28 protein-coding genes and 1 pseudogene are annotated in these 26,576 nt (G+C 59.9%); 9 read left to right on the top strand and 20 right to left on the bottom strand.

Annotated elements, in window-relative coordinates; translation table 11 throughout:
* Nucleotides 1-3 precede the first annotated feature (3 nt).
* From cyoB to BM403_RS14505, 5 genes are all read left to right on the top strand, one after another.
* Nucleotides 4-2,022: a cytochrome o ubiquinol oxidase subunit I gene (gene cyoB, locus BM403_RS14525; RefSeq protein ID WP_015885813.1), complete on the top strand. Its 2,019-nt coding sequence runs from the start codon at nucleotides 4-6 to the stop codon at nucleotides 2,020-2,022.
* 3 nt (nucleotides 2,023-2,025) lie between these two features.
* On the top strand, nucleotides 2,026-2,652 hold the full coding sequence (locus BM403_RS14520) for a cytochrome o ubiquinol oxidase subunit III (RefSeq protein ID WP_010206435.1): 627 nt from the start codon (nucleotides 2,026-2,028) through the stop codon (nucleotides 2,650-2,652).
* Nucleotides 2,652-2,993 (top strand): cytochrome o ubiquinol oxidase subunit IV, encoded by a 342-nt coding sequence (cyoD, locus tag BM403_RS14515; protein WP_010206434.1) that lies wholly within the window; start codon nucleotides 2,652-2,654, stop codon nucleotides 2,991-2,993. Before BM403_RS14520 ends, cyoD begins: the two co-directional genes overlap by 1 nt.
* A gap of 11 nt (nucleotides 2,994-3,004) precedes the next feature.
* Nucleotides 3,005-3,892 (top strand): heme o synthase, encoded by an 888-nt coding sequence (gene cyoE, locus BM403_RS14510; protein ID WP_015885812.1) that lies wholly within the window; start codon nucleotides 3,005-3,007, stop codon nucleotides 3,890-3,892.
* A 159-nt stretch (nucleotides 3,893-4,051) separates the two neighbouring features.
* The gene (locus BM403_RS14505) at nucleotides 4,052-5,146 is read left to right on the top strand and encodes a pyoverdine biosynthesis transaminase PtaA (RefSeq protein ID WP_093543357.1); all 1,095 of its coding nucleotides are present in this window, start codon (nucleotides 4,052-4,054) and stop codon (nucleotides 5,144-5,146) included.
* Between the two features lie 50 nt (nucleotides 5,147-5,196).
* Here the strand turns inward: BM403_RS14505 and BM403_RS14500 are convergent, their stop codons facing one another.
* The 6 genes from BM403_RS14500 to BM403_RS14475 all read right to left on the bottom strand — a co-directional run bounded on the left by BM403_RS14500 (nucleotide 5,197) and on the right by BM403_RS14475 (nucleotide 9,571).
* Nucleotides 5,197-5,916 (bottom strand): hypothetical protein, encoded by a 720-nt coding sequence (locus BM403_RS14500; RefSeq protein ID WP_093543355.1) that lies wholly within the window; start codon nucleotides 5,914-5,916, stop codon nucleotides 5,197-5,199.
* A 70-nt stretch (nucleotides 5,917-5,986) separates the two neighbouring features.
* Nucleotides 5,987-6,490: a DUF6622 family protein gene (locus BM403_RS14495; protein ID WP_015885809.1), complete on the bottom strand. Its 504-nt coding sequence runs from the start codon at nucleotides 6,488-6,490 to the stop codon at nucleotides 5,987-5,989.
* Between the two features lie 53 nt (nucleotides 6,491-6,543).
* Complete coding sequence (locus BM403_RS14490; RefSeq protein ID WP_093543353.1) at nucleotides 6,544-6,798, bottom strand: Txe/YoeB family addiction module toxin; 255 nt, start codon at nucleotides 6,796-6,798, stop codon at nucleotides 6,544-6,546.
* Nucleotides 6,795-7,049: a type II toxin-antitoxin system prevent-host-death family antitoxin gene (locus tag BM403_RS14485; RefSeq protein ID WP_093543351.1), complete on the bottom strand. Its 255-nt coding sequence runs from the start codon at nucleotides 7,047-7,049 to the stop codon at nucleotides 6,795-6,797. Before BM403_RS14485 ends, BM403_RS14490 begins: the two co-directional genes overlap by 4 nt.
* A 285-nt stretch (nucleotides 7,050-7,334) precedes the next feature.
* Nucleotides 7,335-8,588 (bottom strand): 2-aminoadipate transaminase, encoded by a 1,254-nt coding sequence (locus BM403_RS14480; RefSeq protein ID WP_093543349.1) that lies wholly within the window; start codon nucleotides 8,586-8,588, stop codon nucleotides 7,335-7,337.
* An 89-nt stretch (nucleotides 8,589-8,677) separates the two neighbouring features.
* A complete protein-coding gene (locus BM403_RS14475; protein ID WP_043205867.1) occupies nucleotides 8,678-9,571 on the bottom strand; it encodes a LysR substrate-binding domain-containing protein in 894 nt (297 codons plus the stop codon).
* A gap of 143 nt (nucleotides 9,572-9,714) precedes the next feature.
* Between BM403_RS14475 and BM403_RS14470 the strand changes: the two genes are divergently transcribed.
* Entirely contained in the window at nucleotides 9,715-10,743 is a 1,029-nt protein-coding gene (locus BM403_RS14470) for an amino acid ABC transporter substrate-binding protein (protein ID WP_015885804.1), read from the top strand.
* A 12-nt stretch (nucleotides 10,744-10,755) separates the two neighbouring features.
* On the opposite strand, the gene BM403_RS14465 is transcribed toward BM403_RS14470, so the two are convergent.
* From BM403_RS14465 to BM403_RS14430, 9 genes and pseudogenes are all read right to left on the bottom strand, one after another.
* Complete coding sequence (locus BM403_RS14465; protein WP_093543347.1) at nucleotides 10,756-11,766, bottom strand: sensor domain-containing diguanylate cyclase; 1,011 nt, start codon at nucleotides 11,764-11,766, stop codon at nucleotides 10,756-10,758.
* Between the two features lie 192 nt (nucleotides 11,767-11,958).
* Nucleotides 11,959-12,267: a helix-turn-helix domain-containing protein gene (locus BM403_RS14460; RefSeq protein WP_015885802.1), complete on the bottom strand. Its 309-nt coding sequence runs from the start codon at nucleotides 12,265-12,267 to the stop codon at nucleotides 11,959-11,961.
* Between the two features lie 10 nt (nucleotides 12,268-12,277).
* Complete coding sequence (locus BM403_RS14455; RefSeq protein WP_015885801.1) at nucleotides 12,278-12,619, bottom strand: type II toxin-antitoxin system RelE/ParE family toxin; 342 nt, start codon at nucleotides 12,617-12,619, stop codon at nucleotides 12,278-12,280.
* 192 nt (nucleotides 12,620-12,811) lie between these two features.
* Complete coding sequence (locus tag BM403_RS14450; protein ID WP_093543345.1) at nucleotides 12,812-14,701, bottom strand: alkaline phosphatase D family protein; 1,890 nt, start codon at nucleotides 14,699-14,701, stop codon at nucleotides 12,812-12,814.
* A gap of 111 nt (nucleotides 14,702-14,812) precedes the next feature.
* On the bottom strand, nucleotides 14,813-15,019 hold the full coding sequence (locus tag BM403_RS14445; protein WP_093543343.1) for a hypothetical protein: 207 nt from the start codon (nucleotides 15,017-15,019) through the stop codon (nucleotides 14,813-14,815).
* Nucleotides 15,020-15,149: 130 nt separating this feature from the next.
* Nucleotides 15,150-15,299: pseudogene (locus tag BM403_RS32165) on the bottom strand (VacJ family lipoprotein); the annotation flags it as partial.
* Nucleotides 15,300-15,586: 287 nt separating this feature from the next.
* Nucleotides 15,587-17,830 (bottom strand): ATP-binding protein, encoded by a 2,244-nt coding sequence (locus tag BM403_RS14440; RefSeq protein ID WP_093543341.1) that lies wholly within the window; start codon nucleotides 17,828-17,830, stop codon nucleotides 15,587-15,589.
* Nucleotides 17,827-18,441: a biliverdin-producing heme oxygenase gene (locus BM403_RS14435; RefSeq protein WP_093543339.1), complete on the bottom strand. Its 615-nt coding sequence runs from the start codon at nucleotides 18,439-18,441 to the stop codon at nucleotides 17,827-17,829. Before BM403_RS14435 ends, BM403_RS14440 begins: the two co-directional genes overlap by 4 nt.
* Nucleotides 18,442-18,636: 195 nt before the next feature.
* Complete coding sequence (locus tag BM403_RS14430; protein ID WP_015885796.1) at nucleotides 18,637-19,017, bottom strand: response regulator; 381 nt, start codon at nucleotides 19,015-19,017, stop codon at nucleotides 18,637-18,639.
* 182 nt (nucleotides 19,018-19,199) lie between these two features.
* On the opposite strand from BM403_RS14430, the gene BM403_RS14425 reads away from it, so the two are divergent.
* Entirely contained in the window at nucleotides 19,200-19,574 is a 375-nt protein-coding gene (locus tag BM403_RS14425; RefSeq protein ID WP_015885795.1) for a c-type cytochrome, read from the top strand.
* Here the strand turns inward: BM403_RS14425 and BM403_RS14420 are convergent, their stop codons facing one another.
* The 5 genes from BM403_RS14420 to BM403_RS14400 all read right to left on the bottom strand — a co-directional run bounded on the left by BM403_RS14420 (nucleotide 19,575) and on the right by BM403_RS14400 (nucleotide 24,377).
* The gene (locus BM403_RS14420; protein WP_093543435.1) at nucleotides 19,575-21,596 is read right to left on the bottom strand and encodes an LTA synthase family protein; all 2,022 of its coding nucleotides are present in this window, start codon (nucleotides 21,594-21,596) and stop codon (nucleotides 19,575-19,577) included. It abuts the gene before it with no gap.
* 68 nt (nucleotides 21,597-21,664) lie between these two features.
* Nucleotides 21,665-22,276 (bottom strand): hypothetical protein, encoded by a 612-nt coding sequence (locus BM403_RS14415; RefSeq protein ID WP_093543337.1) that lies wholly within the window; start codon nucleotides 22,274-22,276, stop codon nucleotides 21,665-21,667.
* Nucleotides 22,276-23,544, bottom strand: coding sequence for a sialidase family protein (locus BM403_RS14410; protein ID WP_064052057.1), 1,269 nt, complete (start codon nucleotides 23,542-23,544; stop codon nucleotides 22,276-22,278). Before BM403_RS14410 ends, BM403_RS14415 begins: the two co-directional genes overlap by 1 nt.
* A 21-nt stretch (nucleotides 23,545-23,565) precedes the next feature.
* Nucleotides 23,566-24,111 carry a cytochrome b/b6 domain-containing protein gene (locus BM403_RS14405; protein WP_015885791.1) on the bottom strand — a complete coding sequence of 182 codons (546 nt, stop codon included), beginning with the start codon at nucleotides 24,109-24,111 and terminating at the stop codon, nucleotides 23,566-23,568.
* Nucleotides 24,111-24,377 carry a PepSY domain-containing protein gene (locus BM403_RS14400; RefSeq protein ID WP_015885790.1) on the bottom strand — a complete coding sequence of 89 codons (267 nt, stop codon included), beginning with the start codon at nucleotides 24,375-24,377 and terminating at the stop codon, nucleotides 24,111-24,113. The genes BM403_RS14405 and BM403_RS14400 overlap by 1 nt, the downstream gene beginning before the upstream one ends.
* A 147-nt stretch (nucleotides 24,378-24,524) precedes the next feature.
* Here BM403_RS14400 and BM403_RS14395 point away from each other — a divergent pair, with 147 nt between their 5' ends.
* Together BM403_RS14395 and BM403_RS14390 are read left to right on the top strand one after the other, a co-directional pair.
* Nucleotides 24,525-25,187 carry a response regulator gene (locus BM403_RS14395; RefSeq protein ID WP_046035211.1) on the top strand — a complete coding sequence of 221 codons (663 nt, stop codon included), beginning with the start codon at nucleotides 24,525-24,527 and terminating at the stop codon, nucleotides 25,185-25,187.
* Entirely contained in the window at nucleotides 25,184-26,536 is a 1,353-nt protein-coding gene (locus BM403_RS14390) for a sensor histidine kinase (protein ID WP_093543335.1), read from the top strand. Before BM403_RS14395 ends, BM403_RS14390 begins: the two co-directional genes overlap by 4 nt.
* Nucleotides 26,537-26,576: the final 40 nt, after the last annotated feature.

Genomic DNA, 26,576 nt, shown 5'->3' with positions numbered 1-26,576 from the left:
ACGATGTTTGGTAAATTAAGTTGGGATGCGGTCCCGTTCCACGAGCCGATTGTGATGATTACCATCGCCATGATCGCGCTGGGTGGTCTGGCACTGTTTGCAGCAATCACTTATTTCAAGAAGTGGACCTACCTGTGGACCGAGTGGTTGACGTCGGTCGACCACAAGAAAATCGGTGTCATGTACGTCATCGTGGCCATGGTCATGCTGCTGCGTGGTTTTGCCGACGCCATCATGATGCGTACCCAGTTGGCCATGGCCACCGAGGGTTCGCCTGGCTACCTGCCACCTGAACACTATGACCAGATCTTCACCGCCCACGGTGTGATCATGATCATCTTCATGGCGATGCCATTCTTCACCGGCCTGATGAACCTTGCCTTGCCGCTGCAGATTGGCGCCCGTGACGTTGCCTACCCGTTCCTGAACTCCCTGAGCTTCTGGCTGCTGGTTTCCGGCGTTGTGCTGATCAACGTGTCCCTGGGTGTCGGCGAATTCGCCAAGACCGGTTGGGTTGCGTATCCGCCATTGTCGGGCCTGCAATACAGCCCTGGCGTGGGTGTGGACTACTACATCTGGGCGCTACAGCTATCAGGACTCGGGACGACACTGACGGGGGTCAACTTCCTGGCCACCGTCCTGAAAATGCGCGCCCCTGGCATGAAACTGATGGACATGCCGATCTTCACCTGGACCTGCACCTGGGCCAACGTCCTGATCGTGGCTTCGTTCCCGATCCTGGCCGCTACCATGGCGCTGCTGTCGCTTGACCGTTACCTGGATTTCCACATTTTCACCAACGAACTTGGTGGCAATCCAATGATGTACGTGAACCTGTTCTGGGCATGGGGTCACCCTGAGGTGTACATCCTGATCCTGCCAGCGTTCGGTATCTTCTCCGAAGTGATCTCGACCTTTACCGGCAAGCGCCTGTTCGGTCACCACTCGATGGTTTACGCATCGGGCGCAATCTCCGTACTGGGCTTCATGGTGTGGCTGCACCACTTCTTCACCATGGGTTCGGGGGCCAGCGTCAACGCCTTCTTCGGCCTGGCGACGATGCTGATTTCCATCCCGACGGGGGTGAAGCTATTCAACTGGCTGTTCACCATCTACCACGGCCGTCTGCGCATGACCAGCCAGGTCCTGTGGACCCTGGGCTTCATGGTGACCTTCGCCATCGGCGGCATGACCGGCGTACTGCTGGCCATCCCGGGTGCTGACTTCGTCCTGCACAACAGCCTGTTCGTGATCGCTCACTTCCACAACGTGATCATCGGTGGTGCTGTATTCGGTTACATCGCTGGTTTCAGCTTCTACTTCCCGAAAGCGTTCGGCTTCAAGCTGCACGAAGGCTGGGGCAAGGCTGCATTCTGGTTCTGGATCTCGGGCTTCTTCGTCGCGTTCATGCCGCTCTATGCACTGGGCTTCATGGGCATGACCCGTCGTCTGAACGCCACCACCAACCCTGAGTGGGTGCCGTATCTGTACGTCGCCATGTTCGGTGCAATCATGATCGCTGTGGGTATCGCCTGCCAGTTGATCCAGCTGTACGTGAGCATCCGTGACCGTAAGCAGAACGCTTGCGACTCCGGCGACCCATGGAATGGCCACACCCTGGAATGGTCGACCTCGTCGCCACCACCGTTCTACAACTTCGCCGTGATCCCGACTGCGAACACCATTGATGCGTTCACCGAAGCCAAGGAAGACGGTACTGCGTACCAGCGTCCTAAGCACTACGAACCGATCCACATGCCAAACAACACCGCCACTGGCGTGGTGATGGGTGCGCTGTTGACCGTGTTCGGTTTCGCGATGATCTGGCACATCTGGTGGCTGGCAATCGTGGGCCTGGTGGGCACCATCGGTTACTTCATCGTCCACGCTGCACGTGATGATCAAGGCTACATGGTGCCGGTCGAAACGATCGAACGCATCGAAGCCGAGCAACACGCTCGCCTGGTCGCCGAGAAGAAAATCCCGGCCAACCGTGTAGAAACCTCGTTGGAACAGGCTTAAACCATGTCGAACTTAGTGACCAATGCTGGACACGCCCATGTCGATGACCATGGGCACGATGACCATCACCACGACTCGGGGCCGATGACCGTTTTCGGTTTCTGGCTCTACCTGATGACCGACTGCATCTTGTTTGCGTCGATCTTCGCGGTGTACGCGGTACTGGTAAACAACGTAGCGGGTGGCCCGTCGGGCCACGACATCTTCGAACTGCCTTACGTGCTCGGCGAAACTGCCTTGCTGTTGTTCAGTTCGATCACCTACGGCTTCGCCATGTTGGCCTTCTACAAGGGCAACAAAAAAGGCGTACTGAGCTGGTTGGCACTGACCTTCCTGTTCGGCCTGGGCTTCATCGGCATGGAGATCAACGAGTTCCACCTGCTGATCTCCGAAGGCTACGGCCCGCACCGTTCCGGTTTCCTGTCGGCGTTCTTCACGCTGGTCGGCACCCACGGTCTGCACGTAACGGCCGGCCTGCTGTGGATGGCGGTGATGATGTATCAGGTCAATAAACACGGCCTGACCAACACCAACAAGACTCGCCTGAGCTGCCTGAGCCTGTTCTGGCACTTCCTGGACGTGGTCTGGATCTGCGTCTTCACCGTTGTTTACCTGATGGGGACTCTGTAATGGCTAATGCACACTCCCATGACCATGACAGCCATGATGCGAGCCACGGCAGCGTTAAGTCTTACGCTATCGGCTTCATCCTGTCGGTAATCCTGACGCTCATCCCGTTCGGTCTGGTGATGTACCCGACCCTGCCGAAGTCGATCACCTTGATGATTGTCTTGGCGTTCGCGGTGATTCAGGTGCTGGTTCACCTGGTGTACTTCCTGCACTTGGACCGCTCTAAAGAGCAGCGCGATAACGTGATTGCGTTCGTGTTCGCAGGCTTAGTAATCCTGCTGCTGGTTGGCCTGTCGATATGGATCATGTTCAGCATCCATACGTTCATGATGGCGAAGTGAGGTAAGACCCGATGTCGCTTAAGCACTTTATCCAAATCACCAAACCGGGGATCATTTTCGGTAACGTGCTTTCTGTGGCGGGCGGTTTCTTCCTGGCCTCCCAGGGACATGTCGATCTGGCCATCTTCCTGGCTGCGATGATCGGTACGTCCCTGGTGGTAGCTTCCGGTTGTGTATTCAACAACTGCATCGACCGCGACATCGACATCAAGATGGAGCGCACCAAGAATCGCGTGCTGGTCCAGGGCCTGATCTCCCTGAAGCTGGCACTGATCTTCGCGACCGTCCTGGGTGTCGCCGGCGTGGTGTTGTTGTACAAGGTGGCCAATCCGTTGGCGGCGTTGTTTGCCGTGATCGGCTTTGTCATCTACGTCGGCCTCTACAGCCTGTACCTCAAGCGCAAGTCGGTTCACGGCACGCTGGTGGGCAGTCTGTCGGGGGCGATGCCGCCGGTGATTGGTTATGTGGCTGTGACCAATAGCTTCGACATGGCTGCGCTGGTGCTGCTGGTGATGTTCAGCCTGTGGCAGATGCCGCATTCCTACGCCATCGCGATCTTCCGTTTCAACGACTACCTGGCTGCGTCGATTCCGGTATTGCCGGTCAAGCGTGGCATCCAGGTCGCCAAGAAACACATCCTGCTGTACATCCTGGCCTTCCTCGTGGCGACCTTGATGTTGACCTTCAGTGGCTACGCCGGCATGAGCTACCTCGCCGTCGCGGCGGCCATGGGCATGTACTGGTTGTACATGGCCTGGACCGGCTACAAGGCGGTGGACGACACCGTCTGGGCCCGCAAGCTGTTCGTGTTCTCGATCTTCACCATCACCGCGCTCAGCGTGATGATGTCCCTGGATTTCCAAGTGCCGAAAGAGCTGTTGCTGACCTACGCTCACTGAGTGGCCTCGCAGTGAAAAAGCCCCGCCTTCGAGAGAAGCGCGGGGCTTTTTCTTGGGCGCGGGTTTAAATCTGCGGAGGTTTATCTCGTCATACCCCTCTGTACGAGTTGTGCGAATCCATCACCCGTCTACAAGGACGTCTTTACAAGGAGTAGCCCTATGGTCACCGTCAGTCGCCGGTCCCTTCTCGCCCTGGGCGCAGCCCTGCCACTGCTGGGGCGCCTGGATTGGGCCGTTGCCAGCCCACCGCCGACCAAGACTGATAAGGTGCTGCTCAACTACAACGAAAGCCCCTACGGGCCCTCACGCGCCGCCCGTGACGCAATGCAGCAAGGGATCGCCACGTCCGGGCGTTATCCCTACAAACACATGTACGCCCTGGCCGGGTTGTTTGCCCAGCAGCAAGGCATTGCCGAGGAGCAAGTGGCCGTTTTCGCAGGCTCGATGGCCGCGTTGCGTTATGCCGTGCTGGCATTCACCAGCGAAACCCGCGGCCTGGTAATGCCCACGCCGTCTTACGAAGTGCCGCGTCAGGCCGCCGAGTCGAGCAGGGCGCCGGTGAAGGAGGTCAACCTGAACGCCGACCACGCCCACGACATCCCGGCCATGCTCGCCGCCGATCCACAGGCCGGGATGCTCTACCTGTGCAACCCCAACAACCCCACAGGCACCGTGACCCCCATCGACGCCATCCGCCAAGCCTTGGCGGATAAACCCAAAGGCAGCGTGCTGGTGGTGGACGAGGCCTATATCGACTTCGCCGACGTGCCCAGCGTCGTCAGTTGGGTCAAGGACCACGACGACCTGCTGGTGCTGCGCACCTTCTCGAAAATCTATGGCATGGCCGGCGCCCGCCTGGGCTTGGCGATCGGCCACCAGGCGCTGTTGGAGCGGCTGGCCGTGTTTGGCGGCGACAACGTCCCGGCGGGCTGTACCCTGCTTGGCGGCCTCGCCAGCCTTGAAGATGTGAAACTGCTGCCGCAACGCAAGGCGCTTAATAACCAACTGCGCGACGAGACGGTAGCCTGGCTGAAAGGGCGTGGGTTCACCTGCACGGCCTCCCAGGCGAACTGTTTCATGATCGACGTGAAACAACCGGCGGCGCAGGTGATCGAGAAACTGGCCGCGCAAGGCGTGCTGATCGGACGGGTGTGGAAAGATTGGCCGCAGTGGGTGCGGGTGACAGTAGGGAACAAGCGGGAGATGGAGCGGTTTCGCGAAGTGTTTGCGGCGCAGATCGAACCGATCAACTGACACAAATCAAGCTGTGGGAGGGGGCTCCCACAGTTACTCCATGGTGTCAGTTACTGCTGCGCGATGCTGTACCCCTCAAACGCCGTCTGCTGCTGCAACGCCGTGATCACGCTCTTGCGGCTCAACGGCTGCTCGGCGCCGGCGTTATCCACAAAGCTCTCCACCTCCAGCTCCGCTTCATCGCCTTCACCCACAAAGCTGAAGCCCAAAAACTCGAACGCCTCACGGTCAACGTTCAGCTTCGAGCGCGGCGTGCGCAACGGCAGGGTGACGCTGATGCCATCCTTGCTGATCACAAACACCTCGGCCTCTTTCTTGGGCCGTGACGCCTTGCTCTTGCCGGCGCTCGGGTTGCTGATGGCCTGGTGGCTCTGGTTCAGCACCTTCAACGCTAAACCGTAGACCAACTCCTGAAACTCGGGGTCGTCCTTGAAGCTGGACAGGATGCGACTGATGGAAAACTGGCTGCTCAGGTTTTCCAGGGCGGCGTTGTCCGCGGCTTCTGCATCCTTGAGTTGCTTGAGCTGGCCCATCAGGTCATAGGCCTTGTCGTCGTCGAAGGCGTCATGGGCCTGGCGGATCGCCACGCGCAGCTCGCGGATCTGGTCGCTTTCCTTGGAGGTGTGGAAAGCGTCCAGCACCATCTCGCTGATGATCTTGGCGGCCGGCACATGCTGTGAAAGATTGATGGCGTTTTCGTACTCGGCTTTGGACTGCAAGGCGACTACGGATTCTTCGGGGGCGGATTTTTCGGTGTAAGAATCGGACATTGAAATTTCACTACTTCAGTAAACGAGGACAAAAAAGCGTCGCGCATTTTCAGCGCGCAGGGGGATCAGGTCAAGGCAGCACAATGCCCTTGTCCCGACGCAATGCCGTCAGCGTCCGTTGCAACCGGATTGCCCGTCCGCAAAACAGGCCCACGGTAAAGCCCGATACGCCGCCCAGCGTCATCAGCATCGACGGCGTGCTGAGCAGCAACGGATGTACCGCCTGTTGGTAGCCGAAGTAATACTTCACCGCAAAGAACAACTGTGAGATCAGCAGGGTCTTCCAGGTGCCTGGCAACACCAGGGTTTCGCCATTGGCATCCAGCCGGGCGCCTTGCGCATTGAACAGCAGCATGCCCACCAGGCTGCCCAGAGCCGCGCCGCCGCCCCAGGCGCCGCTCGACAAGATTGAAGGCGCCAGCGACATCAGCGACCACACCACCAGCACCACCGGCAAGATCACCAGCGAGCGACGATTCTCGCGGCCGCCCAGGCAGGCCTTGATGCCGTAGTAGCAGACCCACAGGTAGATGGCGTAAACCCAAACGGGCGTGCCTTGGAGGATATCAAGCATCGAATGCTTCCTTGCGCTGCATTGGGCAATTTCAGATCGGTCTGAGCAGGTTGTTAGTAGTGATAGCGGCACATCAGAATCTGTACCTCATTGTCTTCTATTCCATATACGAGACGATGCTCTGCTGTAATCCGCCGCGACCAGAAACCACTCAGGTTGTGCTTGAGGGGTTCAGGTTTTCCAACCCCATTAAACGGATCTCTCTGGATGGCCTTGATCAGCAAATTGATACGCTTGAGCCCGGCCTTATCGTTTTGTTGAAACCAGAGGTAGTCGTCCCAGCCCTCAGGGGTAAAGGGTATGTTCATTCTTCAATCAACCGCCTTGGCTTGGCTTTGCCAGCTCGCAGGCTGTTGACTGAGTTGATGAGGTGTTCGGCATTTTTAGGCGAGCGCAGCAGATAGGCCGTCTCTTCAAGCGCATTGAACTCTGACAACGAAATCATCACCACCGGCTCACCTTTTTGCCGTGTTACCAGCAGTGGTACGTGGTCTTCGTTAACTCGATCCATCGTTTTGGAAAGATGGGCGCGGGCATTGGTGTAGTTGATGGTTTCCATGATGGCGTCCTCGATCGATGGTTGAAACGTACAGAAATACGTACATGTCTTCAAGAAGCATCTTATCAATGGTCAAGTGCAAGTTTTTGCCATCGATTCGTCCTGACCCCTATCAACGGCCCTTTTCGCTGAACCCGTTGAAACATACTGGCCTGATGAACCTATAAAAGCGACTACTGACCTGCACCCAGCCAGGGTGCGGTGGACGTGGCGGCGTATTTCTCGGGGCAAGCGAGCCCGGACGTCCCCGGCAAGGTCAAGGACAGGCCAACCCGTGGATGCGCGTTACGAGTCCAACTGCTTGAAGCAGGCCTCGAGGATATCCAGGCCTTCCTCCAGCACCGCCGACTCGATGGTCAGCGGGGCCAGCAAACGGATGATGTGCCGCGCCTTGCCGCTGGGCATCAGCAGCAACCCGGCGTCCCGCGCCAGGCTCAATAATTGAGCCAGCTGTTTTGGCGCTGGGGTGCCATCGGCGTTGGCCAGCTCGATACCGCGCATGGCGCCGACGCCGGTGAGCCGGCCGAGGTAGGGCGTCAGGCCCTGTGCGCGCCAGGTTTCATAACGGCGGACGATGGCCTCTTCCTGTTGTGAACCCCAGGTTTTCAGGTGCTCATCGGTCATTGCATCCAGCGTGGCCAAGGCCGCCGCACAGGCGATGGGGTTGCCGGAATACGTTCCGCCCAGGCCGCCTTTGGGCAGGTTGTCCATCAGCGCCTTGCGTCCGACGACTGCGCCCAGCGGCACACCGCCCGCGATGCTTTTACCCAACAGGATCAAGTCCGGTTCGATACCCAGGCGCGAGAACGCGAAACGCTGGCCGGTACGACCAAAACCCGACTGGATTTCATCGGCAATCAGCAGGATGTCGTGCGCATCGCAAAAGCGCCGCAGGGCCTGGGCGAACGCGATGTCCAGCGCAAGGAAACCCCCTTCGCCCTGCACCGGCTCGATGATGAAACACGCTACGTCGTTGACGTCGATTTCCACGCTGAACAAACGGTCCATGGCCTTCAGCGCTTCGGCGCAGGTCACGCCGTTGTCGGCGCTGGGGTAGGGTAGGTGATACACCGGGCCCGGCAGTACACCGACCTTTTGTTTGTAGGGCGCCACCTTGCCGTTGAGGTTGAGCGTGGCCAGGGTCCGGCCATGGAAGGCGCCGTCAAAGGCGATCACCGCCGTACGGCCGGTGGCGCCGCGCACAATCTTCAGCGCGTTTTCCGCCGCTTCCGCGCCGCTGTTGGTGAGCATGCCGCTGACCGCGTAGTCCACCGGGATGAACGCCGTCAGGCGATCCATCAGCTCGAGGTAGGGCGTGTGAGGCGCGGCGTTGAACGCGTAATGGGTCAGCCGGGTCGCCTGTTCACGAATTGCCTCGACCACGCCAGGGTGACAATGACCGAGGTTGAGTACGCCGATACCGCCGACAAAATCGATATAGCGTTTGCCCGAAGTGTCCCAGACCTCGGCGTTTTTACCGTGGCTGAGGCTGATGGGGTGAACGATGGAAATCGACTGGCTGATGGTTTCGCGGCTCATGAATCGGGGACTCGGCAGTGACGGGTTTGTTTTTATCTAAGCCGGGTGCCCGCCCTTGTCGCAAACGAAATAAAATCGCCGGGTCATTATTAAAAGTCGGGATGTGCTTGGGTGTATTCCACCATCCAGTTCAGGAAAGCGTTCACCTTGGGAATCTCACCGGCATGTTCGGCATGCGCAATAAAGTGCGCGCCGCTGCTGGGCATCGCGTAATCCCACGGAATCATCAGGCTGCCCTGGGCCAGTTCTTCGGCCACCAGGTACTGCGGCACCAACGCCACGCCATAACCCGATTGCGCCGCGCGAATGCACATGTAGAACGTGTCGAAACGCGGCCCGTGGTAGCTGTTCTGCGAATGCAGGCCCTGTTCCAGGAACCATTCGTGCCAGGCCTCCGGGCGCGAGGTGCATTGCAGCAAGGTGTGGCGCGACGAAGCATCGCTGCCCTCGGGGACAAAACCCGGTGCACACACCGGCACCACCGCCTCACGGAACAACTCGATGCAAGTCGCCCCCGGCCATGAGCCCTGGCCGAAGAAAAACGCGATATCGGCCTTGGCCTGCAACACGTCAAAAGGCTCCAGCTCGTTGCGCACATCCAAGTGAATGTTTGGATGTTTCGCCGCAAAATCCTTGAGCTTGGGCACCAGCCAACGGTCGCCGAAGGTCGGTTGGGTGGCGATGCGCAGCACTTCGGTTTCGCCGCCGTAGGTGAGGATATAGCGGCTGGAGATGTCCACCTGGGTCAGGATCTTGTGCACTTCGGCGAGGTACAGCGACCCCGCCGGCGACAGGTACAAGCGCTGGCGTACCCGTTCGAACAAGTTGTGGCAGAGCATCTCCTCCAACTGCGCCACCTGCTTGCTCACGGCACTCTGGGTCAGGTGCAGTTCTTCGGCGGCGCGGGTGAAGCTTAAATGGCGGGCGGCGGCTTCGAAGCACTGCAGGGCCGTCATCGAAGGGGTCAAGCGTTTTGAAATCATGCAGTTCATTCCAAATCGGAAGGAGCCTTTGCCTAAAGGTCGTTTGTGGCAGCGGTATAAGCCGTTGATACTGCCCGGCAGCACTATAAACCGGCGCGGGCTGTGGGGCGCCGAATAATAAGGAATGACAGGGAGAGCCTTGCATGAACCCATTCAAAACGACGTTGGCCGCGATCGGCGCCACCGCCGCCCTTGGCCTGGCGAGCACCGCTCAGGCAGGCGTGACCTTGGACGCCATCCAGAAAAAAGGCTTCATCCAATGCGGCGTCAGTGACGGGCTGCCGGGCTTCGGCGTACCGGACAGCAATGGCAAGATGACTGGCATCGATGTGGACGTGTGCCACGCGGTGGCGGCGGCGGTCTTCGGCGATGCATCGAAAGTGAAGTTTACCCAGTTGACCGCCAAGGAGCGCTTCACCGCGCTGCAGTCCGGTGAGATCGACATGATCTCACGCAACACCACGTGGACCAGCTCCCGTGACTCGGGCATGGGCCTGGTGTTTACCGGTGTGACTTACTACGACGGCATCGGCTTTCTGGTGAACAACAAGTTGGGCGTCACCGGTGCCAAGCAATTGGACGGCGCGACGGTGTGCATCCAGGCGGGCACCACCACCGAACTCAATGTCTCCGATTACTTCCGTACCAATGGCATGAAGTACACGCCGATCACCTTCGACACGGCCGACGAAAGCGCCAAGGGCCTGGAGGCCGGGCGGTGTGACGTGCTGACCACCGACCAGTCGGGCCTGTACGCCCAGCGCATCAAGATGGCCCATCCGGACGAGTTCGTGGTGCTGCCGGAAGTGATCTCCAAGGAGCCGTTGGGGCCGCTGGTGCGTAAAGGCGATGACGAGTGGTTCAGCATCGTCAAGTGGACCCTGTTCGCCATGCTCAATGCCGAGGAAATGGGCATCACCTCGCAGAACGTCGAAGAGCAGGCCAAGACCACCAAGAACCCTGACATTGCACGCTTGCTGGGTGCCGACGGCGAATACGGTAAAGACCTGAAACTGCGCAAGGACTGGGTGGTGCAGATCGTCAAGCAAGTGGGCAACTACGGCGAAGTGTTCGAGCGCAATATCGGCCAGGGCAGCGTGCTGAAGATCAAGCGCGGGCTCAATGCGCTGTGGAACAACGGCGGCATCCAGTACGCGCCGCCGGTTCGATAGCCTTGCGGGGTGTTACTCCGACACCCCGTCCTTTCCCGCAGCCTTTGCGCGATACAGCGCCTGGTCGGCGCGCATCATCAGGGCGGCGGGGGCTTCATGCGCTTTTCGCTGGGCCACGCCCAGGCTCAGGGTGACCTTGAAGTCACCACTCGGGAGGTTCTTCAACGTTTGCCGAATGCGCTCTGCCAATGCCGTTGCAACCTCCAGCGAGGTCTTTGGCAGGACCAGCACAAACTCATCGCCACCCCAGCGGGCCAGCAGGTCATCGGGGCGAATAGCGTGTTCCAGGCACTCCACCACCCGTACCAGCGTCTGGTCGCCCACGCCATGACCGTAACGGTCATTGATCGGCTTGAAATCATCGATATCCATCGCAATCAGTGAAAGCGGCAGGCGAAAGCGCTGGGCACGGTCACATTCTTCCAGCAGCACTTTTTCCAGGCGATAGCGATTGGCGACCAGGGTCAGTGCATCCCGCTCGGCCATTGAGCGGTTCTCGTCCAACTGAAGTTGCAACTGCTGATTGACCCGCGACAGCTCGTGCGTGCGTTCTGCCACCAGCGCTTCGAGGGATTGATTGCGTCGTTCCAACTGTTCGACGGAACATTTTCTGAGATGAATATCGCGGTGGGCGCCCACCATGCGCGCCACCGAGCCGTCAGCATTACGGGCAATCACGTAGCCCCGGTCTTCGATCCACAGGTAGCTGCCATCTTTTTTGCGGCAACGGTACTCGGCTTGATAGTGGGGCGCCCGACGGTGAATGTAGTCGTCAAACAGCTTCATCACCTGAGGATAGTCCTCCGGGTGAATCACGTTTTCCCAGGTGAACACGCTGTTCTCCAGCGCATGGCGGGGATAGCCGAGCATTTCGTACCACCCTGGGTTGCGGTAGACGAACCCGGTATTGGCGTTCCAATCCCAGATCCCATCGCTGACCAACTCCAGAACGGTGTGCAGCATGTCGGCGTTGAAGTGAGAGAAATCTTGCCTCAACGGAGTGTTGTCGGAGGTATCGTCCATCTGCGCATTCCTTGCGTGGGCAGCCGTCAAGGCCTGCCATTGTTGACGCCGATACTCCGTGGCTGGCGCTACTGTACAACGGGGCTTGGATGCTTTGAATAGGGCAGATGTATGGCTAAAGGTTGATGGCTTTTGGCTATTGCTGCATTTTTGTAGAACGTGTTTCCCGATATCCAAGGGTCACGCAGTGTTTCAGTTTATCGAGGGCCTTGCGTCTGAATCGGGTACAAGCCGAACTTCTACCCGTTGGCCCAGTGCCCGTGCTGCACTTGCCAGAGTGGCCAAGGTCATGCCTGCATCGTTCTGATCGAGTGCGCGATCTACGGCGGTGCGGCTGGTATGCATACGTTCAGCCAGCGCTTTTTTGCTGATTTTCTGCGCCTTCATCGCTTCAGCCAACTGCCAGGCGATAACACGTTTCAACGCTCCGGCGGATACTTCCTCAATGAGCCCGTCGTCGTTGAGAAAATCGTCGAAGTTGGAACCGATATGTTTGTTCATGTGGTTTTCCTCATAGCTTGTTTTTACGACGCCGCGCGGTATCCAGCTCTACCACAGGCGTTTTCTGGCTCTTTTTAATGAAGCCGTGCAGCAGCACGATCTCACCGTCAACCAGCGTAAAAATCACCCGTGCGATATGCCTCCCAAGATCGGTTCTGACCTCCCAAAGCCGGTGCTCCAGCTTTCGAACCAGAGGCATTCCCTGCGGCCATCCGATCTGGACGGATTTGATGTCGATACCTATGAGTTTTCTGGCTTCCCTAGGTAGCTCCATTAACCATTCGCGTACCGGCTCGTTACCCGCATCGGTTCGATAGAAAACAACGTTCAGCACGAAATGTAGGTCGTTCAATGGAGAGTGTACCAAAAAAGGTTCATTTGACCATCGGCGATTGATAAGGCTTATCGCGAGGAGAGGTCAGAGCCTGGCACTTTTTTTGAATGAAGACGGGGTTGAATTTTTTAAAATAAATTCAACTAAAACAGATGCTTGTGAAATTTCCACACGCTTGGTGTGAACGTGCTTTCATATCTGTGGGAAGGGTTACTTCGGCGCCACCATCCTCGTCGGCGCCTTGCCATCCGCGTTGTGCTGGTAAATCGCTTCAGGCTGGCCTTGTTGGTTGAAAAACACCTGGCCAATCCCCGCCGAATTCCATAATCGTTCGCCCGCTTCGGCATGTTCCGGAATATGCGGCACCACCTGCATGGTGCGTCGGCGGGTGAACCAGTTGAGGGGCGAGCGCGGCGAGTAGAGCCAGCGGTTGAGGCGGTCGAACCATTCCAGCAAGCGTGGAGGGAATTCGTTCTTGATGCCGCTGCTGGTGATCTGCCAGATCCGGGGGCCGGCGTTGCGATGACGGATCAGCACTTCGTAGACGAACGAGTAATGCACGTCACCTGACAGGATCACGTAGTTACCCGGCGTTCGCGAATGGCGGAATATATTGAGGATCACCTGGGCTGCGCCGCGATGGGCCATCCAGTTTTCTGCGTCCACCAGCAAGGGGTGGCCGCACCAGCTGAAGATTTTCTGCACTGTCTCGATCAACTTGACGCCAAAGATCGGCGCGGGCGAGACGATGATGGCTGAAGGGTGGTCGAGCAGTTCCTGTTGCAGTTCGCTCAAGGCTTCCCAGTCGAGCAGGCCGGAAGGTTGCTTGAAGGTGAACTCGCTGCGCCAGCGGCGGGTGCGGGTGTCGAGCACCACCAGCGCAGGGGTGGTGGGCAGTACGTAGTGCCAGTGCTGGAACATGAGCAGCGCTTCGAGCAATTCATCCTGCGCGGCGGCATCCAGGTGGTTGGCCTGGGGCTGGTGGGTGAGCGCCTGGCTTTGCTTTATCAGCCCGTCAAACACATCCGGCTGGTTGCCCCAACCCTGGCACAGCAGATAGGCCAGCAGGGCGTTGCCGATGATGCGTTTGGAGAACGGGTGACCGTAGGCGGTTTCTTCCCACTGTGCGCTGAGGTTCCAGTCGTCGGTGATGTCGTGATCGTCAAAGATCATCAAGGTGGACAGGTGGGCGAAGACCCGCGCAACGCCCGGCAGGCCGTCGTGGAATGTATCGACCTGCACCTGTTCGCGGGCATAGCGCTGCTGTTCTTCTGTGTTCAGTTGCGGCGTTTGCGGTGCGATCAGCGTCCAGGGCGTGGGCGACCACACCAGCAAGTACATCGCGATGACTTCAGCGAAGGTCACCAGGTGATTGTCGGCGGTGCTGCTGGTGAAGATCGGTTTTTTCACGCCACCAAAAAACCGCTCGCGCAGGGTTTCGTTGCTGTCCAGTGCGGGCAGCAAGTCGGCGCGATGGTAATAACTGGCACGATGCCCATAGAGGCTGGCGCTGTCATCCACCACGGCGCCCTCCAGGTATTCGTCGAAGAGGCCCAAGCGTGTGATCAACGCATGTATCGCCCGTAGCATCGGGCCGGCGACATCGTCGGCGTAGATTTGGTCGCCACTCATCATCAGCAGGGCGGGGCGGTCGGCCGGGGTACGGGCGTCGGCCAGCAGGCGGTCGACGCACAGCAGGCCTTCGTCGGCGCTGTGATGGGGTTTGCGGCAGGAGCCGTGCACCAACTGATGGATACGGCTGTGCAAAACGAAACTGGGCAGTTGGGCGTCGGCGTACAGCAGGTGCGGTGCCCAGTCGGCGATGCCGGTGTTGTCGAACAACAGGTCGTAGCTGATGACCACGTCGAGGGGCAGGGCATCGCTCAACGGCACATCGATCAGGTGGATAAAGGCATGGCGCCCCACGGGGATGACCTGGCACTGGTCGAGGCTTATCTCCACCGTCTGCGCGGGCAGGTGCAGCTTCAGCGTCAACGCCAGTGTTCGACTTCCCACCAACCACATAACCAGGCGCCGAGGTTCGAGGCGTCGCAGCAGTGGGCCGGCCAGTACGGCGGGCAGTGTATCGGTGTGCGGCATGCAGTTATGGATTCCAGACTGGATAGAACCGGCAAGATTAATCCAGTGAATGTCATGGTTTTGTTAAGGGCGAGTACGAAGGGCCGTGCACTGCCCTTCGCATCAGGCGGTTTAAAGGATGTTGCCCTGACCCAGGCTGTCTAGCCCGCCGCCGTTCTTGCGGGGCCGGTCGTTGGCTGCTGTGTGGGGGGCGTCGGCAGCGTACGGTTGCGTGTGCATTGCATCAGTGCTGCGCTTCTTGCGCTGGGGCTCTGCATCATCCTGCTGCAGGGGAGGGTATTGAATATTGCCCAGTGAGTGGTTGATAGCGCTAAGCATGGATGTTTCCTTCTATTGAGCAGAGGGTTACTTCGCCTGTCGGAGCGAAGTGAGGCCAAACTTATAGAGGCCAAAGCGGGTCGGCTATAAACACGCTGCTGCAAGATATGACTGCCCTGCGGGGTTCGAATCAGAAGTCATCCGCGCGGCCCTTCGCGCAGCCGTCCAGCCCGGGAGAGGTCGCGCCTTCTTTACCCTCCTGCACAAAGGCCAGCCGATTTTCCGCCACCACATTGCGTAACGCGCTGTAGTAATCCGGTAGCTTTTGCAGGCTGTCGGATTACGGGCACACCGAGCGTGAGCGAGGTGCCGAGTGTTGGGGCAAGAGCGTTTTGCTTACTTTTGCGCTCTTCAAAAGTGAGCCGCTGTAAAAGCGGAACCCATAGTGGCCGTTACCTAAATAACGGATATGTACCCAGTCTGATCCAACATCCAGCTCGTCTGCCAGGCCGCTAGCGGGAGCAAGCTCCCTCGCCACAGGTCCAGCGCCGTACCCAGAGTGGTGTAGATACCTAAGCCCATCGCGGGCAAATCCGGCTCCTACACAAACCTTACATTCTTACCGCGTCAGGTATACGAGTCTTCGATGACCCTCGGCACCGTAAACCGAAACTCACTCCCCCGACCCACTTCACTCTCGGCAACGATCTTGCCGCCATGGGCCTGGACGATACCTTGCGTGATGTACAGCCCCAGCCCACTACCGGTCGGGTTGTTTTCCGTCTGGGTCCAGTAGCGATCAAACACATGCGGCAGTTGTTCCGGCGCAATCCCTTCGCCGGAATCGCGTACCGAGAAGACAATTTCTTCGCCATTGCTCATGGCGCTGATGCCGATATTGCCCTGACGCGGCGTGAACTTGATGGCGTTGCCGATCAGGTTCGACAGCACCTGGAACAGGCGCTCGGGGTCGCCATTGATCTGCAGCCCGGGCTCGGCGTTGAACGACAGGTCGATGCCTTTCTCCATCGCCAGCGGTGCGAGCAACGAGTAGGCCTCTTCGAACATCTGGCTCACGTCCAGCGCTACCGGCTTGACCACATAGCGTCCGGCCTCGATTTTCGAGGTGTCGAGCAAGTCTTCCAGCAGCACGTTCATGCGCGCGGCGGCCTGTTGCATGGTGTCGATGGCCGAGGAAATCCGCCGAGAAGTATGTGGGCCATCGGAACTGAAGGCTTTTTGCATCATGCCGCAGAGCATGGAAATCACGGTCATCGGGTTGCGCAGGTCATGGGACACCACCGCCACCAGCTCATCACGCGCACGCACGGCTTGTTGCTCACGTTGCACCTGGCGCGCCAGGTCGTTTTCCAGCGCGGAGCGGCGCAGGTCGTTGGCCGCAAACAGGTCGCCATGGCTCCACTTGGTGGAGATGCCGGCCATTTCTACCTTCCAGATTTCAAACGAGGTGCGTGGGCGAAGGCGCAGGCCGGCGTCGGAATTTTCCAGGTCCAGCGGCTTTGTCGGGTCACCGCTCCAGTTGATGTTCTCTTTCACTTCCGGGCGGAACCACAGCACGCCGTTATCCACGGGCTTGGGCAAGCTCATGGCCAATACACCACTGGCTATCTGTTGGAACTCCACCGCCGGCGGGTAGACCGACGCCAGGTTATGGCTGGAAAACACCGGCTCGCCGCTCTCCTGCAGCCACCTGTGCAACGCGCGGATCTGCGCCGGTTCCGGGCAGTTGCCGTAGCGGTGCAGTTGCTTGTCTTCGATGATCGCCACGCCGCCGGACAGCGTCAGGTCCATCAGCAACTGACCTTGCTGTGCCAGGCCGTCGAATACATTGACTTCCGAGGCCTTCATCGCCCGATCCAGCAGGGCCAAAGCCTCGACTTTTTCCTCGCGCTGGCGGCTCAGGTCCAGGGCTTCCATGGCGCTGATCTGCAACGACAGTACCTGGCCGATGGTCTGGCAGGCGGTGCGCAGGTCGTTAGGCACCAACAGTGGCTGGCGGTTGCCGCAGCTGATCAGGCCCCAGAGTCTGTCGCCCTTCATCAGCGAGATACTCATGGACGACAACACGCCCATGTTCTGCATGTACTGGCAGTGAATCGGCGACACACTGCGCAGGGTGGCAAAACTCAAGTCCAGCGGCTGGCCGGTGTCCGGGCGCAGCTTGGGCAGCAGGGGTACTGGCTCGTAGGCCGCATTCGGGATGATGCGCAGCCAGTTGGTGCGATACAGCTCGCGGGCTTGCTCCGGGATGTCGGACGCAGGGAAGAAGAGTCCGTTGAACAGCTCCATGGACGGCGCGGACGCTTCGGCGATCACCTGGCCGTGGCCTTCTTCTTCGAAGCGATAGATCAGCACACGGTCGTAGCCGGTCATGGCCTGGATTTCATTCACGCTGATTTCGTACAGCGCTTGCAGGGTTTTTGCCGACTGCAGGCGTTGCAGCATCTTGCCCAGGTCGCTGGTGCGACCGTTGAGGGCCCGTGGGCGGAAATCCTTGAGCAGGGGTTCGAACTCGAGCACCAGCACGTTTTGATGGCGGTGCAGCAGGCCTTCGAACTCCGCGCCGTTAAAACTGACGTGCAGCGGCGGGGCGTCGAAAAACGTGTTGTTTTCGGCCATGGCGGCGACGGCCTTGGCGTGCTCGGTGCCCACAAGGGTGTGCAGCGGCTGGTTCAGCAGCGCTTCGGGCGCATGCCCGAACAAGGTGCCGATGTTGGCGCTGACCTGAATGACCTTCAGGTCCGGCTCCGACAACGTCAGCAACACGCCGTGGGGCTGGATCGCCCCTGGAAAGCGGATGGGCTCGTCGGCACAGTTGGCAAGCAGCTCTTCAAAATCGTCGGGTTTCATAGCAGTACCTCCTGGCTGTCGAGCCATTGCTCAAAGCAGCTGAATGTCGAACGGGCGGCGTCCACAGCGTGCTGTCTGGCGAGAGCGTCCAGCGGCAGGCGGCCCAGGTAATCAAGGAATTCTTTCCAGCGACGGCCGGTCTCGGCACCGTATACGTTGAGGAACGCGCCGCCGGTGTCGCCGCTCACGTCCAGGCGCTCGGCCATTTTCCGGCGCAGTACCTGGCCACCCAAGGTCGCGCCTTCCAGTACGTACAGGGCACCCAGGCAGGCGGCGGGAGTATCCAGGGGCGGCAGGTTGGCGCAGCGGGGCAGGGTGTTGATAACGCGGTCATTCAGGCCAAGGGCGTGAAGGTCGTTCACCAGCGTAGGCGTTTTCACCCGCATCACCGGGTCGAAGCCTTCGGGGATCAACTCACCGTCGTACAGTACCGCTTCCATCGGCGCATAAAAGCCGTAGTACGCCTGGATTAAGCGCTGATACCAGCTGGCATCCAAACGCTCGGAAAAAAACGGCAAGCGCTTTTCCAGCGCCACGTGCAGCAGGGCCGTACCGGTGCGCAGCGCTTCCAGCGTTGAGGGCGCACCGACGTCAGGGGCCTGTGAATGCATTCAATGAGCTCGAACTGTGGGCCTCTCGGCCATGAATGACGCATGGAAATGGGCGACAATTCTACACAACTCGTCGTCGGCAACTGAGCGCACAAGGCGAAAAGGCTGACCGACGGATCAGAAAAGTCGCTCCTTGCATCAATAATGACCTCCGAGCCTGCAACGAAGTTCGGTAAGCGTGATATCGCGAAGCTATCAATGCATGGACATGCCTTGCTGTGTCAATGCTGTTTGCACACACTCAATCAAGTGCTCAGTGCTCCACGGCTTGGGCAGAAACCGCACCGACCCCCCCAGCTGCGACGCAATTTTCGTGTTACCGGAGGTCAGCAGCACGGGCACCGACGGCCAGCGGTGTGCAACCACGCGGCTCAAATCGTAGCCATTGAGTAAACCAGGCATCTGGATATCGCTGACAATCAGGTCGACCGGATCATCGGCCCGCTCCAGGTAAATCATTCCCTCATCCGCCGAAGGAAAAGACGTGACGACTGCACCGAAATCTTCCAGCACATCCACCATTAACGCGCGAATGATTTCGTCGTCTTCCAGTACCAAAATCGATGGCTGAGCCATGATCCTTACTCCTCCATCATGGGTTCAGTAAGGTGGAGTGGAATGGGTTGGAATAGGTTCGATTGGATGTCTGTGGGGCGATGGGTGGTCGTTTTAGAGCGGTTTAGAGAGTGTTTCCTCGAACGGCGCAGCGCAGCGGATACAGGCATAATCGCTCCCTCCTTGCCCGATGCGGAGCCATCATGAAGTACGCGTTACTCTCCCTCGTCCTGTTACTCAATACCCACTCGGCTTTTGCTGCGGGCGATGCCGAGGCGGGCGGCAAGCTTTTCGCCAAGACCTGCGGCGGTTGCCACAGTATCGGCGAAGGCGCGCGCGGCGGCTTTGGCCCGGAACTCAACGGCATCATCGGACGCCCTGCGGGGACGACCGCTGACTATCAGTACTCCGATGCGATGAAGAACTCCGGTGTGGTCTGGACCCGCGACAAACTCGCGGCCTACATCGAGGCCCCGAAGAAAGTGGTGAGTGGCACGCGGATGATTTTCTGGGGTATCAGTGACCAGGAGAAGATCGAGAACATCCTGGCGTACCTCGAAACGTTCCAAGACAAATAATCACTCCCGCACATTCCTGAACAGCATCAACCGCGCGCTCTCATGCAGGCCTCGGGTCAGCCCCTGCAAACGCTTAAACTCATCGGGATGCAGCGCGGCCACGTCGTCACGCGGGGTGGGCGATGCCAGGTCGTGCAGGGTCGGTGAGCTGCCGTCATGCTGCATCTGCAACAGGAAGTGGCGGGTCACGCCGCCGATCACCGGGAAGGTCCCCTCGCGCAACACCAGCGGCACCATGCGTTCACCTTCTGGTGCCGGTTGCTGGATATCGCGCCCCATCGTGCCGTGACTAAACGGCACACCCGCCAAGCCGGCCACGGTGGGCAGCAAGTCCGCCAGGCCGACGGCTTCTTCGATCACCCGGGGTTGCAGGCCGGGCGCGTGGATCAGCAACGGCACGTTATTACTCTCCAGCCCCAGTTGTTCGAAAGCCGGCGCCATGTGCGGAATCTGGCTGATACGGGTGTTGTGGTCGCCGAAGAACACAAAGATGCTGTTGTCGTAGTAACCGCCCGCCTTGGCGATTTCCATCAGCCGGCCGATGTTGTAGTCCAGCAGGCGCACGGCGTTGTATTGCTCGACACTGCGTGAACCGGCGGCTTGGGCCTGCTCCAGCGTCACGTCGCGGACCTGGAAGCCATCGTTGTGCTTGGGAATGGTGAACGGACGGTGATTGCCGGAGGTTTGCAGGTAGGCAAAGAAGGGTTGGTCCTTCGGGACCGCGCGCAGTAGTTCGTCACCTTCCTTGAACAGATCCAGGTCGGAAATGCCCCACACGTCTACCCGTGGCGAGCGCCAATGGCTTTCTTCAAACAGCTGCACGCCGTCGATGCTCTGGCGGATCAAGGCATTGATATTGGCCCAGCCGGCGTTGCCACCGATCATGTAGAACTTCTGGTAACCCTCGAACGCGTTGATCAGCGTGTGTTGCCGAGTGATCAGCGGGTTGCGGGTGGCAGTCTCCTGGCGGGTGACGTCGGGCACGCCGGTGATGCTCGCCCATACGGTCTTGGCGGTACCGGTGACAGGCACGTAGAAGTGTTTGAAGAACCAGCTTTGCGTGGCCAGTTTGTCCAGGTTCGGTGTGGGGTTGAGTGGGTTGCCGTAGGCGCCGACAGCGCTGGTGCCGAGGGATTCGAGCATCACGAAGATCACGTTGGGCGCTCGCTCGCCGGCCAGTCGATAGGGCTGCACGCCTTGTTCGCGGATGAAGTTCAGTTGCTGGGCATCGGGGCGGTCGACGCCCAGGTAGTGGGCGACCTGTGGGTAATGCTCGCGCACCTGGGCCTCATCGAATTGCGATTGGCCGACCTTGAGCGTGTCGTACAGAAACAGCACCGGGTTCAACCCCACGGCGGCCACCTGCGGGTTGCCGGAAAAGAACGCGTCGCTCCAGCGCAGCGGCACCGGGTTCTCCAGGTTGAGATGGGCGACACGGCCGAGCAGGGCCAGCAGTACGCCGATCACGCCGATGACGGAAACAGCCACCAATGACAGTTTGCCGCGGGTGCTGGGCGCGCGGTCCAGGGTCAACCGCTCAAGGCAGACCAGCGCCCACACCCACAAGGCCACCGCCGCCAGCCAGCACGCGGTTATCCACAGCACCGGGTAGGTTTCCCACACCATCTGTTGTGAAATCTGCGCGTCTTGCAGGTAACGCAGCACGGTCGCGTTGATGCGCACGCCGAGGTAGGCGTAGTGGCCGAAGTCGACGATGTACACCAGGCCGACCACGGCCAGCGCCACCACCAGATAGGCGCGGGCCAGCCAGCGCAGGGCCGGGAGGGTGGTCAGGTTCCAGCGTGGAATCCAGGCCAGCAGCGCCAGCGGCAGCAGGAGCAGCACCGCCAGGCGCAGGTCGAAACGCAGGCCGATGCCCAGGGTTTCCAGCAGTGCCGGGGTACTCAAATCAAGGCCGGAAAAACCCAGCACAAACACCAGCCGCAATGCGGCCAGCAAGGCAAACACCAACCCGATCGCGCCCACGCCGTAGCGCAGGCGGCGTGATTGCAACGCACTCATCATTTTTCCCATTCTCTAAAACAACACAAATCCAATGTGGGAGAGGGGGGGCTCCCGATGGCGGTGGTTCAGTGCCGGAGGTGCTGGCTGACACGCCGCCATCGGGAGCAAGCCCCCTCCCACAGTTTGAATGGCATCAGTCCAGCGACGATGCAGTAACCCGCCAACAGCGGATCGACCAGATAATCCCAATAGTTTTCCGACGCCTTGAGCCGCAGCGCGAAGGCCAGCGTGCCGATCGCCAGCATCCACACCGCCAGGGCATTGCGCAGCCACAGCATCAGCAGTGCGGCCGCGCCCACCAGCACAATCATCGGCCGGGGGTTGAAGCCCCAGCGGTACGGATCGAAGTAGGTCAGGCCCAACGTGGCCGGGTACAGGGCCAGGCTCAACAGCCCAAACACCATCAGCGTCTGCACGTGGTGCCGTCGATTGAGCGGCTGCACCACGCCCAGTCGACTGAGTGCAACCCACGCCAGCAACACCAACGTGCTGATCGCCAAGTCATCGGTAAAACTGCGCACATACGCCGCCAGCGGCAATTCATTGACCGGGATAAAACTGACCGCCGCCAACAGCGGCAACAACCACGGCCGCCACGGCGCGGTGAATCGAAACAGGCTCAGGAACACAAAACCCAACAGCACAAAACTCAAATGCGCCTGCCACAAATAAACCATCACAGCCGCTCCGCCAGCCAGGCTTCGTTGAAGCTGACATGTTTGATAAAGGTGTTATTCCACGAGTAGACCAAGTGGTACATGCCGTCCGGGCTGCGGCTGAAATACGGGTACTCGTATTCGAAATCGCAGCCACGGGGTTTGCACACCCGGTAGTCGAGGTTGCTGAGGAAGCGCTGCTCCAACGGCAGACGCCGGGCGCCGCTGGAAGCACGGAAACCTTCGCCGATGATTTCTTTATAGGCCTCGGGTGAGAATGGCTGGCCGAGCGGGTCGGGAGACTCATCCAGCTGCACCACCGTGCGCCATTGGCTGAGCTGGGCGTCGGTGCCATAGAGACTGAGTTTGAAGCGGCCGTCCTGCAGATCGTTGAGGGCCACCAGCAAGCCGTCGTCCTGCGTGGCCACTGCTGCCAGCGATGAATTGGGGTTGGCCGGCTCCAACGGATACGGCTCGCTCCAGGTTTGCCCGGCGTCTTCGGTGCGGCTGGCGAGCACGCGGTGATGGGTGTCACCGGCATAGCGCAACATCGCTACGGCGCGCTGGCCATCCAGCGGCACGATGGTCGGTTGCAGGGAGTTCTTGCCGCGGCTGATGCGGAATTTATCGATCACCGCCCCATCGGCGCTCAGGTACAGGTATTCGGCAAATTTGCCCATGAACTCGTGGTACACCGGCAGGCCGATGGAACCGTCGGCATGGAACACCGGCGCGGCGCGCACCAGGGTGCTGATATTGAAGAACGGCGAAGTCACCAGTTGCCTGGGCGCCGACCAACTGGCGCCGAGGTCGTCCGACACCATCAGGTTGATCGCACTGGTAGCCCAGCCGCCGACTGACACCGACACGTAAAACATCCACAGGCGTTTATCCGGGCCCAGGGCGATCACTGGGTTGCCCAACTTGCGGATGTAGCGCTGGGTGCCGTCGCGGGTGCTTTCGCGCGTGGCCAGCACCTGTTCGGCGCCCCATTCGCCGCTGCGTGCATCAAAGCGTGCGGTGCGCACCTGCACATCGGCCGCGCCTTCGCGGGAGCCGGCGAACCACACCGCCATCAAGTCGCCGCCGGGCAGGGCGGTGACGGACGACGAGTGCACAAAGTCGGTGAGCTGGGTGGACACGAACCGGCTGCTGTACTGCGCCGGCGCCGCGACTTTTGCGGTGTTCGGGCTGGCCTGGGCAAACGGCGCCAATACATGGGGCGGATGGCTCTGCCAGGCGGCGAAAAACACCGCCAGCAGGCTGCAAATCAATAAGGCGGAGCGCATAGGGGACCTGTGGATAAAGGATTACTGCGCAGGTTCATCCGGCAGGCGCTTCCTGCGACCGGTGAGCATGGATAACGGCAGGTTGTCCCGCACCTGGATACTTTCGAACACCGCCGCCAGCACATGCACGCAGACCAGGCCGAGCAGCACGTTGGCAGCGGTTTCGTGGATTTGCAGCGGCCAATCGGCTCCCCACAAGGCGTCGACTTCCTGCATCAGGAAACCGCTGATGCCGATGCTCAGCAGCGCCAGCAACATCAACAGCATCACCAGCGCGCCAATCGGCGAATGGCCCAGGCGATGCTGGGGCCGACCGTTGAGCAGCGAGCGCATGTGGGCCGTCAGGCGCTTTGGCGTCGGCCAGAAGTCCGCCCAACGCGCACTGCGCGGTCCGACAAATCCCCACACCCACCGCACCAGCAGCCAGGCCATGGCGTAGTAGCCCAGCCAGACATGCCAGTCATCGCCTGCTTCGTTAAAGAAGTAATTGGCGACAAAGACCCCGGCGATCGACAGATGAAACAGTCTCACCAGCGGGTCCCACAGGCGCAGGGATTCGCCTGGCATCAGCCCTTGATCTCAGTCTTCACGGCTTTGCCGGTGACAGGGTCGTGGTAGATCTCGACCTTGCGCTTGTCCTTGTCGAAGCCGTAGATCTCGTAGCAGTTGCCATCGGTGACTTTGAACTTGCTGATTGTGTAGCCTTCAGCCTTGAGCTTGTCCTGGAAGGCTTTTTCGTCTTGCCATTGCGAACGCTCGGCGGTGGTGCACTGCGGGCCGGCGACGGCCAGGGGGCTGGCGAGAATCAGGGACAGCAGGAGAATTTTGCGCATGGAAAAGCTCTCAGCAGAGGTGGGAGGTTTCACAGTGCAAAACCAACCTTAGCGCAACCTTAGTTGGCAACGCGCCGTAACATCTTTGCCGAAATAACCCATGCCAGAACCCGGCATGATGCCGCCGATTCCTACAGAGATTCTGCTATGCGCCTACTCCTTGTCGAAGATGACCGTGCCCTCGGCCAAGGCATTCGTGTGGCATTGGGCGCTGAAGGCTACACCCTCGATTGGTTGCAGGATGGCGTTGCGGCCCTGCATGCCTTGCGCACGGAAAACTTCGACCTGTTGCTGCTCGACCTCGGCCTGCCGCGCCTCGACGGCCTCGACCTGTTGCAGCAACTGCGCGCCGAGCAACATGACGTGCCGGTGCTGATCCTTACCGCCCGCGACGGTACCGCCGAGCGCATCGCCGGCTTGGACGCGGGGGCCGACGACTACCTGGTCAAACCCTTCGACGTCGAAGAACTCAAAGCCCGCGTGCGCGCCCTGTTGCGCCGCAGCCAGGGCCGCGCACAACCGATGTTGGAACACGCCGGCATCAGCCTCGACCCGGCCACCCAGCAAGTGCGCTATCAGGACGCCGACATCATCGTCACCCCGATGGAGTACCAACTGCTGCACCAACTGATGGTGCGCCCCGGCAAAGTCGTGACCCGCGAGCGGTTGTCCCGCGCGCTGTACGGTTGGCAGGATCGGGTCGAGAGCAATACCTTGGAAGTGCTGATCCACAACCTGCGCAAAAAGTTATCCACCGAGCTGATCCGCACCGTGCGCGGTGTCGGCTATGTACTGGCGCTCAAACCATGACCTCGGTTCGTGCACGTATCCTCATCCCGGTCTTGCTGCTGATATTGGCGGGTGACGCCCTGATCAGCTGGCTGGTGCTGCGCGACAGCCACCATGAAATCGAAGAAGTCTACGACGCCCAACTCGCCCAGAGCGCGCGCCTGCTGCAAGGCGTGCTGCGCCAGCGGGATCCAGGGGAAGCGGATTGGGAGCGGTTGTACCAGGCGTTCGACCAGGCCATGAGTCGCGTGGGTAAAGATGGCGTGGCCCACCCCTATGAAACCCGCCTGACCTTCCAAGTATGGAACAGCGCGGGTCAATTGCTCGTGCGCTCCGCCGAAGCGCCCGTGCTGGCGGCACCGCCGACGACCCTCGGTTCCCACGACCTGATGGACAACGGCAATGACTGGTGCGCCTTCCTCCTTGCCGATCCGCAACAGGGATTGCTGATCTGGGTGGGCGAGCGCGATGACATTCGCCAGGACGTGATCCAGCGCATCATGCGCCACACCCTCTGGCCGACGCTGATCGGCGTGCCGCTGCTGACGCTGTTGATCTGGTGGGTAATCGGCTGGGGCTTCAAACCTTTGCGCGTTATGGCCCTGTCCATCCGTGGGCGAACTGCCGAGACCTTGCAACCCTTGCACCTCAAGCCTTTGCCCAGCGATCTTGAACCCATGCAAACCGCGCTTAACCGGCTGTTGGTGCAAGTGGATGAGCTGCTGGAGCGCGAACGCCGCTTCATCGCCGACGCCGCCCACGAACTGCGTACACCGTTGGCGATCCTGCGGATTCACGCCCAGAACGCGCAGAGTGCCATCACTGAGGCGCAGCGACGTGAGGCGTTGGACTTTTTGGTCAACGGCGTCGACCGCGCCACCCGCATCGGCAGCCAACTGCTGACCATGGCCCGCATCGAGCCGCAGTTGAACAACCCCGTGTGTGAACGTGTGCAATTGACCGAACTGGTGCGCGAAGAACTGGCCGAGTTGACCCCCTTGGCCATGGAAAAAGGTGTGGAGCTGGTGCTTGAAGGGGAGGAGCAATGTTGGGTGAAAACCGAACCGGCGGCGTTGGCGATTGCATTGCAGAACCTGGTGACCAATGCCCTTAACTTTTCCCCGGCAGGCAGTGAGGTGAAGGTGGTGATTGGTGCTCATTGCCTGAGCGTGGAAGACCAGGGGCCGGGAATTGATGAGGCGCAAATGGAGCGCCTGTTCGAACGGTTCTACAGCCGGGGCAATGCCAATGGCGCGGGCTTGGGGTTGGCCATTGTGCAAATGATCGTCGGCAAGATCGGCTGCCGGTTGGCGCTGCATAACCGGGAGCAGGGTGGGTTGCGCGCGCGGTTGGTGTTTGACCGCACTTGAAACGGCCGCACCGCTAATCCCCTCCTAAAACGGAACAATC

It is taken from the genome of Pseudomonas sp. OV546 (assembly GCF_900116845.1).
Taxonomy (GTDB): domain Bacteria; phylum Pseudomonadota; class Gammaproteobacteria; order Pseudomonadales; family Pseudomonadaceae; genus Aquipseudomonas; species Aquipseudomonas petroselini.
The sequence above is the reverse complement of the archived record's forward strand: the minus strand, read 5'-3'. Positions and strand labels throughout refer to the sequence as shown.